The organism is Haloarcula sp. CBA1131 (assembly GCF_008728975.1).
GTDB classification, from domain to species: Archaea; Halobacteriota; Halobacteria; order Halobacteriales; family Haloarculaceae; genus Haloarcula; species Haloarcula hispanica.
Genome location: NZ_RPCY01000001.1, coordinates 574,037 through 587,665, shown reverse-complemented (window position 1 = coordinate 587,665; position 13,629 = coordinate 574,037). Strand labels below are relative to the sequence as shown.

General features: G+C 64.7%; 14 protein-coding genes. 10 read left to right on the top strand and 4 right to left on the bottom strand.

Going from position 1 to position 13,629, the window contains the following annotated elements; all coding sequences use genetic code 11:
- Positions 1-37: 37 nt before the first annotated feature.
- The 8 genes from Har1131_RS03020 to Har1131_RS02985 all read left to right on the top strand — a co-directional run bounded on the left by Har1131_RS03020 (position 38) and on the right by Har1131_RS02985 (position 7,721).
- Positions 38-1,978: an ATP-binding protein gene (locus Har1131_RS03020; RefSeq protein ID WP_151145007.1), complete on the top strand. Its 1,941-nt coding sequence runs from the start codon at positions 38-40 to the stop codon at positions 1,976-1,978.
- Positions 1,979-2,077: 99 nt separating this feature from the next.
- On the top strand, positions 2,078-3,094 hold the full coding sequence (locus Har1131_RS03015; RefSeq protein ID WP_050037208.1) for an ABC transporter ATP-binding protein: 1,017 nt from the start codon (positions 2,078-2,080) through the stop codon (positions 3,092-3,094).
- A gap of 19 nt (positions 3,095-3,113) precedes the next feature.
- Positions 3,114-3,959, top strand: coding sequence for an ABC transporter permease (locus Har1131_RS03010; RefSeq protein ID WP_014041581.1), 846 nt, complete (start codon positions 3,114-3,116; stop codon positions 3,957-3,959).
- A gap of 141 nt (positions 3,960-4,100) precedes the next feature.
- Positions 4,101-4,907 (top strand): outer membrane lipoprotein carrier protein LolA, encoded by an 807-nt coding sequence (locus Har1131_RS03005; protein WP_225306729.1) that lies wholly within the window; start codon positions 4,101-4,103, stop codon positions 4,905-4,907.
- Positions 4,908-4,968: 61 nt separating this feature from the next.
- The gene (locus Har1131_RS03000) at positions 4,969-6,153 is read left to right on the top strand and encodes a sigma-E factor regulatory protein RseB domain-containing protein (protein ID WP_014041583.1); all 1,185 of its coding nucleotides are present in this window, start codon (positions 4,969-4,971) and stop codon (positions 6,151-6,153) included.
- A 363-nt stretch (positions 6,154-6,516) separates the two neighbouring features.
- Positions 6,517-6,888: a helix-turn-helix domain-containing protein gene (locus Har1131_RS02995; protein ID WP_044952077.1), complete on the top strand. Its 372-nt coding sequence runs from the start codon at positions 6,517-6,519 to the stop codon at positions 6,886-6,888.
- 1 nt (position 6,889) lies between these two features.
- Entirely contained in the window at positions 6,890-7,201 is a 312-nt protein-coding gene (locus tag Har1131_RS02990; protein WP_146417639.1) for a hypothetical protein, read from the top strand.
- A gap of 70 nt (positions 7,202-7,271) precedes the next feature.
- The gene (locus Har1131_RS02985; RefSeq protein WP_050037212.1) at positions 7,272-7,721 is read left to right on the top strand and encodes a hypothetical protein; all 450 of its coding nucleotides are present in this window, start codon (positions 7,272-7,274) and stop codon (positions 7,719-7,721) included.
- 14 nt (positions 7,722-7,735) lie between these two features.
- On the opposite strand, the gene Har1131_RS02980 is transcribed toward Har1131_RS02985, so the two are convergent.
- The 4 genes from Har1131_RS02980 to Har1131_RS21605 all read right to left on the bottom strand — a co-directional run bounded on the left by Har1131_RS02980 (position 7,736) and on the right by Har1131_RS21605 (position 10,115).
- Positions 7,736-7,936, bottom strand: coding sequence for a hypothetical protein (locus Har1131_RS02980; RefSeq protein ID WP_008307333.1), 201 nt, complete (start codon positions 7,934-7,936; stop codon positions 7,736-7,738).
- Between the two features lie 63 nt (positions 7,937-7,999).
- Positions 8,000-8,506 carry a hypothetical protein gene (locus Har1131_RS02975; RefSeq protein WP_014041586.1) on the bottom strand — a complete coding sequence of 169 codons (507 nt, stop codon included), beginning with the start codon at positions 8,504-8,506 and terminating at the stop codon, positions 8,000-8,002.
- 89 nt (positions 8,507-8,595) lie between these two features.
- Positions 8,596-9,864 (bottom strand): haloacid dehalogenase, encoded by a 1,269-nt coding sequence (locus Har1131_RS02970; protein ID WP_014041587.1) that lies wholly within the window; start codon positions 9,862-9,864, stop codon positions 8,596-8,598.
- A 107-nt stretch (positions 9,865-9,971) separates the two neighbouring features.
- Positions 9,972-10,115, bottom strand: a complete 144-nt coding sequence (locus Har1131_RS21605) for a hypothetical protein (RefSeq protein WP_004590504.1) — start codon at positions 10,113-10,115, stop codon at positions 9,972-9,974.
- Between the two features lie 134 nt (positions 10,116-10,249).
- On the opposite strand from Har1131_RS21605, the gene mutL reads away from it, so the two are divergent.
- Positions 10,250-12,400 carry a DNA mismatch repair endonuclease MutL gene (gene mutL / locus Har1131_RS02965; protein ID WP_151145005.1) on the top strand — a complete coding sequence of 717 codons (2,151 nt, stop codon included), beginning with the start codon at positions 10,250-10,252 and terminating at the stop codon, positions 12,398-12,400.
- Between the two features lie 80 nt (positions 12,401-12,480).
- Positions 12,481-13,425 carry a sugar kinase gene (locus Har1131_RS02960; RefSeq protein WP_151102648.1) on the top strand — a complete coding sequence of 315 codons (945 nt, stop codon included), beginning with the start codon at positions 12,481-12,483 and terminating at the stop codon, positions 13,423-13,425.
- Positions 13,426-13,629: the final 204 nt, after the last annotated feature.

Sequence of the window (13,629 nt, the reverse complement as noted above, 5' to 3'; positions counted from 1 at the left end):
CGAAAGGGTATAGGGGAGTTGTCACTGCTAGAAGGCAATGACCGACCGGATCCGCGTTCTCCACGTCGACGACGACCCGGCTGTCGTCGAAGCGGCCACGAGCGCTCTGGAACAGGAGCACTGTGGCATCACGGTCGAGACAGCGACGAGCGTTGCCGACGGCATCGAACGGCTCGACAGCGACGCGTTCGACTGTGTCGTCGCCGGCTACGACCTGCCGGAGCAGACCGGCGTCGAGTTCCTCGACGCGGTCCGCAAGCGAGCGCCGGACCTGCCGTTCGTCCTGTTCACCAGCGAGGGGAGCGAAGCAGCCGCCAGCGACGCGATTTCCGCCGGTGTCACCGAGTATCTCCGGGTCGACGGCGGCGCCGAGCCGTACGCACGGCTCGCACACACCGTCGTCGACGCTGTCGAACGGACAGCCGACAACATCGAACACGCACAGAGCACGCGACGCGAGCGTGCTATCGAGGAGTTACACTCCACCGCCAGGGCGTTCATGCGAGCCACGACTGAGGATGCGGTTGCCCAAGTCACAGTGGACACCGCCAGAACCATCCTCAATATGCCGGCCAACGGCGTCCACTTCGCCGACGGCGACAGCCTGTATCCGGTCGCCTGGACCGAACAGGTCGAGGAACTCATCGGCACGCCCCCGGTGTTCGAAGCCGGAGAAGCGCTCGCGTGGCAGGCTTTCGAAACCGGCGAGGCCCGGGTCCACGACGATATCACGTCGAGCCCGGACCGGTACAACCCGGAGACGGATATCCGCAGCGAGCTCATCCTTCCGCTCGGGGACCACGGCGTCCTCCTCATCGGGTCGAGCGAGGTCAGTGCGTTCGACGACACGGACGTCACACTCGCACGGACGCTCTCGGTCCACGCGACGGCGGCGCTTAACCGTCTCGACCGTGATCGCCAGCTCCGCGAGGAACGCGAGTTCATCGACCAGGCGCTGGATACGCTCGACGACCTGTTCTACGTCATCGGCACGGACGGCAGCCTTCGGCGGTGGAACGAGCGCATCCCCGAAGTCACGGGATACAGCGACGACGAAATCGGCGATATGGCTGTCGCTGACTTCTTCCCCGATGACGAGCACGGGGCAGTCGAAGCAGCGATAGACGAGACGCGAACCACCGGCCGAGTAACTCTCGAAGCCGAGATTCTGACTGCCGATGGAGAGCGGATTCCGTACGAGTTTGCCGGCACCCGGTTGACAGACGCTGATGGAGCGGTCGCCGGGACCGTGGGTATCGGGCGGGACATCTCCCAGCGCAGGGCGTACGAACGGCAACTGGAGCGAAAGAACGAGCGCCTCGACGAGTTCACCAGTATCGTCAGCCACGACCTCCGAAACCCGCTGACAGTCGCGGAGGGGAATCTGGAACTGGCCAGAACAGAACGCGACAGCGACTATCTCGACGAGGTGTCGCGTGCCCACGAGCGAATGCGAGCGCTGATAGACGACCTCCTCACCTTCGCACGCGCCGGCGAAACGGCGACCGACCTCGAATCCGTCACGCTCGCAAACATCGCCGAGGAGTGCTGGCAGACCGTCGAGGGGGACCGGGCGACGCTCGTCGTCGAGGCCGACCGTCAGATCCGGGCTGATACGGCGAAACTCCGCCGGCTGGTGTCGAACCTCCTCCGGAACAGCGTGGAACACGGATCCACGCGCGCTCAGGCACCGTCCGACCGCACCGCGGAACACGACGAGGAGAACCTAACTGTGCGGGTCGGGACAGTCGAAGACACGGATCGGCACGGTTTCTACGTCGCCGACGACGGGCCGGGCATTCCATCGGAGGACCGCGAACAGGTGTTCGAGGGGGGCTACTCGACCGGCGAGAACGGGACCGGGTTCGGGCTCAAAATCGTCCAGCGGATCGCCGAGGTTCACGGGTGGACGGTCACAGCCACCGAGAGCGAGGCCGGCGGCGCGCGGTTCGAGGTGACAGGGCTCGAACCTGCCTGAGCAGACAGGCCAGTCGCCGAGTGCGGGCCAGCGACATCTGCGGCAGGCCCACTGCGGGACGTGACTGACCTTTTGGTTCTGAAGCCCTCAGTATGGGTAATGTCATCCCAGCGCCCTTCCCAGCGGGACTCGCAGACCGCCGAGCAGTCGGCTGCGCCGCGGGACGGAGCGACGCCTGCACTCGCCGTGGAGGGGTTGTCAAAGCAGTTCGGCAGCGGTGCAGACGCGGTGACGGCCGTCGACGACGTGTCGTTTCGCATCGAGCAAGGCACCGTTGTCGGCCTGCTGGGACCCAACGGGGCGGGCAAGACAACGACGATAAAATCGATTCTCGGGCTGGTGTTGCCTGATTCCGGAAGTGTTCGGATACAGGGTATCGACATGAGCGAGAAACCGCGGGCAGCCTACCGCCACGTCGACGGGATGCTCGAAGGGGCGCGAAACGACTACTGGCGGCTGACTGTCCGGGAGAACCTGCGCTATTTCTCGACCATCAAGGGCGTCAAGCCGGATGCCGTCGCCGACCGTCACGAGCGGCTACTGGAGAAACTCGACCTCCTGGAGAAGGCCGACGAGTCGGTCCGGGACCTCTCCCGCGGGATGAAACAGAAGGTGTCGCTGGCGAGTGTGCTGGCCAGCGAGTCCGATCTGGTGTTTCTCGACGAACCGACGCTGGGACTCGACGTCGAAAGCTCGCTGACGCTGCGTCGGGAACTGCGCCGCATCGTCGACGAGCGCGACCTCACGGCTGTCGTCAGCAGCCACGACATGGACGTCATCGAGGACGTCTGCGACCGGGTCATCATCATGAACGAGGGAGAGATCATCGCAGACGACAGCGTGGCGGCCGTCCTCGACCAGTTCACCGCGAACGCGTTCGCCGTCACCAGTCCGGACATCACCGACGACCTGCTTGCGACCGTCCGGGAGCGCTTCGAGGTGGTCGACGTGACGAGCGTCGAACGGGGCCGGCGCGTCGAGGTAGCGACCGATAGCGACGGGTTCTACCGCCTGCTTGCGCTGTGTCGCGACCACGATGTGACGCTTGCCACCGTCGGCACGGTCGAACCGGGTCTGGAGGACGTGTTCGTCGAAATCACGGGGCAGAAACGATGAGAGTGGCGGAGACGAGACGATGACCGCGAGCGCCGACACGCGCACAGAGGACAGTGATGGGACCAGTGCCCAGGCTGTCAGAGCCGCCATGCAGGCGGGCTATCTCGACCTCGCGCGGGCGGTGCTGTACCGCGAGTACCTCATCTTCGTCCGCTATCCGGCCAACGCCGTCGGCGGTATCGTCATCTCGGTGTTTTTCTTCGGCCTACTGTTCTACGGCGGCCGGATGCTCGCGGGACAGGCGATAACCGACTCCATCGAGGGCATCATCGTCGGCTACTTCCTGTGGTCGCTTTCCGTCGGCGCGTACCAGTCCATCTCGAACGACATCGGGAGCGAGGCCCAGTGGGGCACGCTCGAACGGCACGTCATGACGCCGTTTGGCTTCGCGCCGGTCGCGTTCTGCAAGGGTGTCGCGAAAGTCGTCCGGACGTTCATCACCTCGACAGTGGTGCTGGCGGTGATGCTTGCGATTACCGGGACGACGCTCCAGTTGAACGTCCTTACCGTCGTCGTCGTCGCGTCGTTGACCATCGCCTCGGTGCTTGGTCTGGGATTCGCTGCCGGCGGCGTCGCGGTGCTGTACAAGCGCATCGGGAACTGGCTCAATCTGCTCCAGTTCGGGTTCATTATCCTCATCTCCGCGCCCGTGTTCGAACTCGGCTGGACGCGGGTGCTGCCGCTGGCCCACGGGAGCGCGCTCCTCCAGCGGGCGATGGTCGACGGGACCCGACTCTGGCAGTTCTCGGCCATCGACTTGGGGCTCCTCGTCGGCGTCCCGGTCGGCTACGTCCTGCTGGGGTACGTCGTGTTCCAGTACACGACCCGTCGGGCCAGACGACTCGGCGTACTCGGCGACTACTGACTTCGGTAGACAGGAGGTTTTACTTGAGGTGCCGGTTATGTGATAGGTAACACTCTCGCTCGGGCTACGCACACAGCGTCGGGCGGTCCTCTGCCCTGCACCCCACAAATGGTCACTCGATATCTCTCATCGGAACGGCTGGTGCCCACCATTGCGACAGTGGTCGTCGTTGGTGTGCTGGCTGTTGCGACGTGGTCGCTCGTGTTCGCGAGTGACGGCGCCGCCGACCAACCCCAGATCGACAGGGACGTACAGCAACGCTACGAGTCGATAGACGGTGTCAGCGCGACCCAGACGACGATAGTCTCACAGAACGGGACAGTTACGAGCAGAACAACCTACGACGCGACGCTCCAACCGGGGACCCAGAAGAAACGGCTCGTACTCGTCAACAGTACGTCACAGGCGAATGACGTGCGTCTCTCGGACGGGTCGACGCTGTGGCTGTACAACGACAGTCGTGGAAGGGCAACACGAATACCCCTCTCCGAGACTGAGTCCGACAGAGGTGAGCGGCTACAGCGCCTCTTCACAAAACTCGACGAGTCGACAGCGGACCCCCGGTCAGTTGAACCACTCCCCGTTGTCCCTCGAGGCGAGCGATGGCCGGTCAACTCAACCGAGGGGATGACCGTCAGCTACCGGGGCACAGAGCCGGTTGACGGCCGCGAAGCGTACGTCGTCCATGTGACGCCGAGAAACGGGACAAAAGCATACGAGCAAACCGTCTGGGTCGACACACAGCGGTTTTTCCCGGCCAAGCAGCGGACTGCCTGGACGGCAGACGAGAAGCACACAGTCGTGACGACGAGGTATGCGAACGTCACGTACGACACCGGAGTTCCCCATGACGAGTTTGCCCCCGACTTCCCGGACGACACAGCAGTCAGCGTTCCGGAACCATCAGATAGGAGGTTTTACCTGCGCTGCCAGTTATGTGCTACATAATATTGTCGTTCAGACAGACCGAACGCAGTCGGGCAGTTCCCCACACCCGGTAACCTGATATATGGCCACTCGACACCTCACATCGGAACGACTGGTCCTCACCGTCGCGACGGTCGTCGTCGTTGGTGTACTGGCTGTTGCGATCTGGTCGCTTGCGTTCGCGAGTACCGGAACCGCTGATCAGCCCCAGATCGACGCGGACGTACAACAACGCTACCAGTCGATAGACGGTGTGAACGCGACACAGACGACGACGATCACCCGGAACGGGACAGTTGCGAGCCGGACGACCTACGACGCCGCGCTCCGGCCGGGGACCCAGAAGAAACGGCTGGTGGTCGTCAACAGCACCGTCGAGCGATACGACCGCCGAGTGTCGAACGGGTCGATGCTGTGGCTGTACGACCAGCGCCGCGCGAAGGCGACACGCATCTCTCTCAGCAAAACCGATTCAGACCAGGGTGAGCGGCTGCAGCGTCTGTTTGCGAATCTCAACATGGAGACGACAACCGACACGACGACCGACTCACCGTCGGTTGAGCCGTTGCCCGTCGTTCCCCGCAGCGAGCAGCGGCCGACCGTCTCTGCTGGCTCGATGAGCGTCAGTTATCGCGGTACTGAATCAATCGACGGGCGTGACGCCTACGTCATTCATGTGGCACCGAAAGACGACACAGCGGCCTACGAGCAGACGGTCTGGGTGGACACAGAGCAGTTCTTCCCGGTGAAAAAGCGCACTGCGTGGACAGCCGACGGTGAGCGAACAGTCGTGACGACGACGCACACGAGCGTCACCTACGACACCGGTGTGTCCGAGGACGTGTTTACCCCCAACTTCCCCGACAACACGACTGTCACTGTCCCAGAGACGCCCGAAAGACAGACCTACGAGTCGGTCGGTGCGCTCGAAGCCGACACCGAGATCCAGGTTCCGGAGCCCGACATCCCGCCGGGGTACGAACTGACCTACGCGACGCAGACGCGGGGGCGGATCCACAGCGTCGGCCTCCGCTACATGAACCGGACCAGTCTCATCACTGTCGGCAAATACGACCGGCCCGCTAACAGGGACAGCGCCAGCGGAGCGGTGACAATCGACGGGCAACCGGCACAGGTCAGCTACGGACTGACAACCTCAGTTTCGTGGAGCTGTGAGCGCTACCGATACACCGTTCGCGGTGAGGGCGTGTCCGCGGACCGACTCGTCACGGTCGGCCAGTCAATCGGCTGTCCCGGCGGCGAGTGAGCACCCTCGCTGGCATATCAAGCCGCCGTTTTCTGGGCCAGAAGTTCGACTGCACGTTATATTATGGAACCGCTCCTCAATTCGAGTGCAGCGGCCCTGACAACACCGTGCCACCAGCGCCCTCCGGCAATAGCCGCTGTCTGTCCACCATACTGCCCTATGGTTCCCCAGGGCCGCCACCCTGGGGGGAATGTGGGCCAGGCCGCCCGCGAACTGGTCCCCTACCTCGCCCCACCTTCGCCCAAGGGCGGTGCCCTGACCCCACCGGTCTCCGCTGACACTGCGCCCTTCTCCGACGCGGCTGACTTCTGACTCGGAAACTGACGGGACCTTTTATTCGGGGACGGGACGTTGGTCCAGTACGTGAGTGAGGACCCGGCCGTGGGCGACATCCTCGACCTGCTCAGTGACGAGTACGCCCGGGACATCCTCGCAGCAACGAGTGTCAAACCCATGTCCGCGAAACAGCTCGCCGACCAGTGTGAGATGTCACAACCGACCGTGTACAGACGGGTCGAGTGGCTTCAGGAGTACGGCCTCATCGAAGAACAGACCCAGATAGAGACGGGCGGCAACGACTACAGCGTGTTCGCTGCCACGCTCTCGGAGTTCTCGCTGGCGCTTGCTGACGGTGACTTCGAAACCGAGATCGAGCGGACCGAACCGCCGGCGTTCCCGGGACAGGATGAACAGGACACCGCGGACCGATTCACAAAAATGTGGGAGAATCTCTGATATGGTCGCCATCGAGACGCTGATGGACTGGCTCATCACCGCCCTGGCGTTCGGCTCGACAGTACTGGGTGGGTACGTCGGCTACCAGGCCTACCGGGGGTATCGCCGGCATAACAGCCGCGCGATGCAGTACCTCTCAGTCGGGCTGTTCTGCCTCACGGCGGTGGCCTTCGTCGTCGCGTTCGCCGGCTCAGTCCTCCTTCGCCAGGGCCTGCTCGACAGCCAGTTCCAGCAACCGCTGACACTCGTCACTCGCGCCTTCCAGTTCGTCGGCGTCCTCTTTATCGCGTACTCGCTCCACTCCCGGGAGTGAGAATCGGAATGTGTGTGGCGAATCACGGCCGTCCCGAACCGCTGAAGGGTCTCAGGGGGAAAGGATACGTATGGCGCAAACTGCGGGGGGACGGCCGACGGTCCGCATCGACGGGGCTGACCCGGTATTGCTCCCCTGGGACGTTGCACCCGAAACGCTCCCCTTCGATGTCGTCCGCGGCCCAGTCGCGTTCGAGTGTGCCTCCGGCGACCGGATCGAACGGGAGTACACCGGCATCGATGTGTTCGAGCTGTTAGATGCGGCGGCGATGCCCGGCGACACGACCCACGTCCAGTTCGAATCGGCGAACGGCGACCTGGCGTGTATCCCGCTCGCCGACCTCAACGGCGCGGTGCTCGCGCTGGGCGACGGCCCCGGAACTGAGCCGGGGCGACCGCGGTTCGTCTCGCCCCGCGTGCTCGGCCCACGAACCGTCAAGAACGTCTGCCGGCTGCGGCCGCGGGCGCTCGCCGCCGGCGCTGACCGTGAGGCCTACGAGCGGCTGCCGCTGGACGAGTGACGCCGGACGACTGACTACTCCAGCAGGCCGATGTCCTTCGCCAGGCGGTCGGCGAGTTCTTCCAGCACATCGGGGTCGACCTCGGCGACCGGCTCACCGTCGTGGAGCTGCTCGTTGTGGCGCGCGACGGCGTCCTCGACGTCCTCGAAGGCGACCGATGTCCGCGTCCCGCACTCCTCGCATACGACCGGAATCTCGGGCTGGTCAGCTGTCATTAGCGGCAGTTTAGCTCGCTCCCCGATAAACGGACCGGAGCGTCAGCCGGGCGCACCTGGCAGTCACTCCAGGACGCTCTTGGGCCGCTTGAGGTAGAACGCCTGCTCGGTGACGCGCTCGTAGACGGCATACAGCGTCTCGACGGCGGCCAGGTCGGGGTCGAACTGCAGGTGCGGCGCGGTGTGGTACGCCTTGCAACTGGTCAGGAAGAAGTACAGCGTCCGGTGGTGGGCCGGCGTCGCGTCGACGACACCCATCGACTGCCCGCCCAGATCGTCCGAAAAGTCGTTGAGCAGACCGGCAATATCGTCGTTCAGTTGCTCGTCGGGCCGAGTGAGCGGCGCACCGAGCGTCTGCTGGAGGAACTCGCTCGTCGCCCGCAGGAACGGGTTCGAGTCCATCCCCGTCGGGTCCACCCCACTGAACGCGTCGTACAGGTCGAGCAGCGCCGTCAGTTCGTCGTCGGTCAGCGCGATGGGTTTGACGGGGTCGCCCTGCGGGAGCGAGTAGTCCGGGAAGGAGTACGACTGCGGGTCCGGCACCTGCCCGAACACGGTATCGAGACTCATGGTAGCAGTTCGGTCGGCCGACGCCTAACTGTTGGGTGGGACGCACGTCCGAATCGGGAACGAACCACAGCAACAGATGGGGCGTCGGCTCACTCGCCCTGCTCGTCCAGTTGCTCAACGAGGCTAATACCGTAGATAGTCCGCAACACCGTGCTAGCGTCGCCGGCCTCGTACACCAGGTCGTCCCTCGAACTGACGTGGTCGAGCACGTCGGGCGAGGAATGCGCGGGCGCGGCGGCGATGCCGGCGTCGTTCTCGTCGACCCAGCGCATCACTCGCAGGTCGCTCTTGCTGTCGCCCATCACGAGCGCGAACGGGTCGTCGATGCCGAGCACGTCGAAGGCCTCCTCGACGCCGGCGGACTTGTCCAGTTCGAGGCTCACGAGTTCGGCCGCGTCGCCCTCGTAGTAGCCCAGGTCGACGCGTTCGAGGATGTCGCGGAACGCCTCGGGCGCGTCGTCGATGTCGGCGTCGGTCGACAGGTCGCTCGCCGCCAGCACGTCCAGAATCTCCGGGTCGCGGCTGAAGTAGGCCCGCGCGTAGCCTGCGGGGTCGTCGACTTCGGCGTCGACCTGTGTGGCGATAGCGTCGCCAACGAGGCCACAGAGGTACCGCAGCGACTCGTCGATGATTTCGACGGCGTTGTCGCTGCCGACCTCGGCGTTGGGTTTCAGCGTGACGTTGAACTCGTTGCCCTGGAGGTGACAGCGCTTGCCGACGGCGTCGGGGGCCTCCGAGAGGACTCGCCGCCGGACGGTCTCGAACACGTCCACGACCGCTCCGTCGAGGCGTTCGTAGAGCAGTCGCTTGGTGTCCTCGCCGTGTTTGGGCGTGAACACGCCGTTACCGGACTCGTAGACGATGCTCATCTGGCCGGAGGAGACGAGATCGTTGCCAAGCCCCTGTATCATGAACCCCTTGACGTTCTCCAACGTCTGGCCGGTACAGACGACGATAGGGACGCCCGCTTCGTGGAACTGCGTCAGGAGATACAGCGTGTCACGGGGGATTTCGTTGTCGGTGTCACCGGCCGACCGGAGCGTCTCGTCGACGTCCAGCACGAGCACGTTCACCGACCGGTCGTACTTCGAGTAGAGGTCGAGCGCGGTAAAGGCCTCGTCGCGGGTCAGCCGAGCCGCGATTTCCGCATAGGTCTCGCCGGTCCCGGGAAACTCGTCAGTGATGTCGGATTTGAGAGCGTCAAGGCGGTCACTGGCGGTTTCCCACTGTTCCAGGGCGACAGTCGAGCTGAGCGGAGGAAACAGGTCGACGAACTCCTGATAGCCACGCAGCGTCGTCGTGTCTACGCTCTTATACAGACGGTAGAGTTGGTCGTATTGTTCCATGTCGATATCCACAGGATAGTGGCGACTAACGGCGAGCGTACTTTAGCTATCGGGTTTGCGATACTCACACACGACAAAAATGGCTGGTTTGCCAACACCGCATCGAAGGTGTGCCGCTGCTACGCCTCGTCGCCGCCGTCGGTCAGCACCTCGGTTTCGGTCGCCTCCTCGTTGAGGAAGGATGGGAGTTCCTCCTCGTCCTCGTCAGTTGCCTCGTCGTCCGCCGTCGCTTCGGTCCAGGAGCGTTCTCTATGGTGGCACATAGGTCGTCACCATGGGAGGTTCAGGACTGTTTTGTGTTAACTATTTTCATGACAATGCTGATAGGCACGGCGAAGGCAGACAGTATCAAGTCGCTTCGCCCGTTAGCCGGTGGCAATCACATGCGGAGGCACGTATGACCGATATCCAGCGACTCGACGACCGGACCGTCGAACGCATCGCGGCCGGCGAGGTGGTCGAGCGACCGGCCTCCGTCGTCAAGGAACTGGTCGAGAACGCCATCGACGCCGACGCGAGCCGGGTCGAGGTCGTCGTCGAAGCCGGCGGAACCGACGGGATTCGCGTCACGGACGACGGCATCGGGATGGACCGAGAAGCCGTCGAAACGGCCGTCGAGGAGCACACCACGTCGAAAATCCGCGACATTGCAGATCTGGAGGGTGGCGTGGGAACACTCGGGTTCCGCGGCGAGGCGCTGCACGCGATCGGGGCGGTCTCACGGCTGACGATCCGGACCAGACCCCGCGGCGGCGACGTGGGAACCGAACTGGTGCTCGAAGGCGGTGACGTCACGTCAGTCAGCCCCGCCGGCTGTCCGGAGGGGACAACGATGGCGGTAGAAGACCTCTTCTATAACGTCCCAGCCCGCCGGAAGTACCTCAAACAAGAGTCGACGGAGTTCGCACACGTCAACACCGCCGTCGCCAGCTACGCGCTGGCTAACCCGGACGTGGCCGTCTCGCTGACCCACGGCGACCGCGAAACGTTTTCGACGACCGGCCAAGGCGACCTGCGCGAGACGGTGATGTCCGTCTACGGCCGGGAAGTCGCCGAGTCGATGATCTCGGTCGGAGCAGGTTCGGAAGCGAACGCGGATGGCGACGAGAGTGATAGTTTCCCTGACGGGCCGCTCGACGGCGTCCACGGCCTCGTCTCGCACCCCGAGACGAACCGCGCCGGCCGCGAGTACCTCTCGACGTACGTCAACGGCCGCTATGTCCGGGCCGGTACCGTTCGCGACGCCGTCGTCGACGCCTACGGGACCCAGATCGCGCCGGACCGCTACCCCTTCGCCGTCCTCTTTCTGGACGTGCCCGCGGGCGACGTGGACGTGAACGTCCATCCCCGCAAAATGGAGGTCCGCTTCGCCGACGACGAGGGTGTTCGCGAGCAGGTCCGGACTGCCGTCGAGGACGCGTTGTTGCGGGAAGGGCTACTGCGCTCGACAGCACCGCGTGGCCGGTCGGCACCCGAGCAGACAGAGATAACGCCGGAATCGAACGGGACGAGCGACAGCGAGCGCGAGCGGTCGAGTCCGGACGGCCGGGACACCGGAGACGAAGCAGCAACGCCGGGACGGACGGATACCACCGCAACGGGCAGCGCTGATGCAACAGCACAGGAGCCGGATACCGAGCCCACAGACCGACCGGACAGCACGCAGACCGAGACAGCGGGTAGCCAGTCCTCCGGCACAGCCCAATCCATTCAATCAGCCGACACGAAACGGCCCTCCGCGACCGGCCCAACGGACGATGCGTCGGGCGAATCCGGGGTGCGCGATCCAGAGGGTAGTGTTTCGAGTGGAAATAGCAATGGTGAGCGCCGTGACGCGTCCGCGGCGGGACGGACAGCCACGGAGAGCGAGGGGCGGAAGTTCACCGGCGGGCAGGAGCAGGCGCGCCTCGGCGACGACCCGGAAGCAACCCACGAGTCGCTGCCCTCGATGCGGATTCTCGGACAGTTAGCCGACACCTACGTCGTCGCGGAGACGGACGACGGCCTCGTGCTGGTCGACCAGCACGCGGCGGACGAGCGGGTCAACTACGAACGGCTGAAGGCCAAGTTCGAGGGCGAAACGACGACGCAGGCACTTGCTAACCCTGTCGAACTGGAACTAACCGCGCGCGAGGCCGAGGTGTTCGACCGGCGCAGCGACGCGCTGGCGAGTCTGGGGTTCCACACGGCGCGCACGGGTGAGCGAAGCGTCGAGGTCCGGACCCTTCCGGGCGTCATCGCCGATGCGGCCGGCCCGGACATCGTCAGGGACGTACTCGGTGCGTTCGTCGCCGGCGACGACGAAGCGGCAGCGACGGTCGAAGCGGCGGCGGACGAACTGCTCGGCGACCTGGCGTGTTACCCCTCCGTGACCGGGAACACGTCGCTGACCGAGGGCTCCGTCCGGGAGCTACTCGCCGCACTGGACGACTGTGAGAACCCCTACGCGTGTCCCCACGGACGGCCGACGGTCATCCACATCGACCGGCAGGAACTCGAAGACCGGTTCGAGCGGGATTACCCCGGACACGGCGGTCGGCGGCGGTAACGAGAGATTCCGGCCCGTCCCCCGACACAGCAATCGATACAGCCGATTGAACTAAACCTCCGTCTCCCGATGCACGCGGTATGTCACTCGTAACGTTCGGCGAGACCGCTCTCAGATTTGCACCCCCAGACGGACAGCGGTTCGAAACGGCCCGTGAGGCGTCAATTCGCGTCGACGGGACCGCGAGCGGCGTTGCAGCGACGGCCGGCCGACTCGGGGCTGACGCACGGTGGCTCTCGAAGGTCCCGGACACACCGCTCGGACGGCGCGTCGTCGCGGAACTCCACGAGTTCGGGCTGGAGACAGAGGTTGTCTGGGCCGACCCGAGTACCGGCCGCCAGGGACTCACGTTCCACGAGGACGCCGACCCGCCCCGTACCGAGCGGCTGCTACAGGACCGCGGCAACACCGCAATGGCGACGCTGACGCCCGGTGAACTTCCGATGGGCGAGATACAGAACGCGGACGTGGTGTTCACCTCTGGCGCAACCCTCTCACTTTCTGACACAGCCGCCGACACGACGGGGGCGTTACTCAGAGCGGCCGCAGGAATGCGAGCATTCGATCTCGATTTCCATCCGGGGCTATGGGACGCCGAGGACGCCCGCGACGCGCTTGCAGACCTGCTACCGGCCGTCGATACTCTCTTTGCCGCCGAAGAGCAGGTTTCCGCGGTGTTTGACACGACTGGGAGTCCGCGCGAAGTCGCTCACACGCTCGCGACGGAGTACGAACTCACCCGCGTCATTCTCACACGGAGCGAGTACGGCGCGGTGGCCTACCACGACGGCGTCGTACACGAGCAAGATGCCATCGAGACGACCGCGGTCGACGAATCGGGACAACACGAGGCCTTCATCGGCGCGACGCTCCAGCAACTGGCCGCCGGCGCTGACACGGACGAAGCGCTGCTCCACGGTGTCGCAGCAGCAGCCCTCTCCCGGACACTGTCTGGACCGTTGACACCGCTCGAACCGTCCGAAGTTGAGCGCCTCGTCGATTCACAGCAGTCCAGACGGCCGTAGGTGGCACGTACCGGCCGGCCGTACCGATCTCTGTTTACTCCGCTATTAGCCAGGGACGTCCGCCGTGACGCGGTGACAATTAGACCGTGGACGCGACAGACGGCAGCGGTCAGCGCGTCACCGCCGCCGTGACGATGGCCGCACGGCTTGTAGCCCCTTCCCGCACACACCGACGGCGCTAACGGGACGTTTTTCCCCACGAGG

Coding starts and splice junctions, on each gene's coding strand:
- Har1131_RS03020 (WP_151145007.1), top strand. CDS start 38: ATGACCGACCGGATCCGCGTTCTCCACGTCGACGACGACCCGGCTGTC.
- Har1131_RS03015 (WP_050037208.1), top strand. CDS start 2,078: ATGTCATCCCAGCGCCCTTCCCAGCGGGACTCGCAGACCGCCGAGCAG.
- Har1131_RS03010 (WP_014041581.1), top strand. CDS start 3,114: ATGACCGCGAGCGCCGACACGCGCACAGAGGACAGTGATGGGACCAGT.
- Har1131_RS03000 (WP_014041583.1), top strand. CDS start 4,969: ATGGCCACTCGACACCTCACATCGGAACGACTGGTCCTCACCGTCGCG.
- Har1131_RS02990 (WP_146417639.1), top strand. CDS start 6,890: ATGGTCGCCATCGAGACGCTGATGGACTGGCTCATCACCGCCCTGGCG.
- Har1131_RS02985 (WP_050037212.1), top strand. CDS start 7,272: ATGGCGCAAACTGCGGGGGGACGGCCGACGGTCCGCATCGACGGGGCT.
- Har1131_RS02980 (WP_008307333.1), bottom strand. CDS start 7,936: ATGACAGCTGACCAGCCCGAGATTCCGGTCGTATGCGAGGAGTGCGGG.
- Har1131_RS02975 (WP_014041586.1), bottom strand. CDS start 8,506: ATGAGTCTCGATACCGTGTTCGGGCAGGTGCCGGACCCGCAGTCGTAC.
- Har1131_RS21605 (WP_004590504.1), bottom strand. CDS start 10,115: ATGTGCCACCATAGAGAACGCTCCTGGACCGAAGCGACGGCGGACGAC.
- mutL (WP_151145005.1), top strand. CDS start 10,250: ATGACCGATATCCAGCGACTCGACGACCGGACCGTCGAACGCATCGCG.
- Har1131_RS02960 (WP_151102648.1), top strand. CDS start 12,481: ATGTCACTCGTAACGTTCGGCGAGACCGCTCTCAGATTTGCACCCCCA.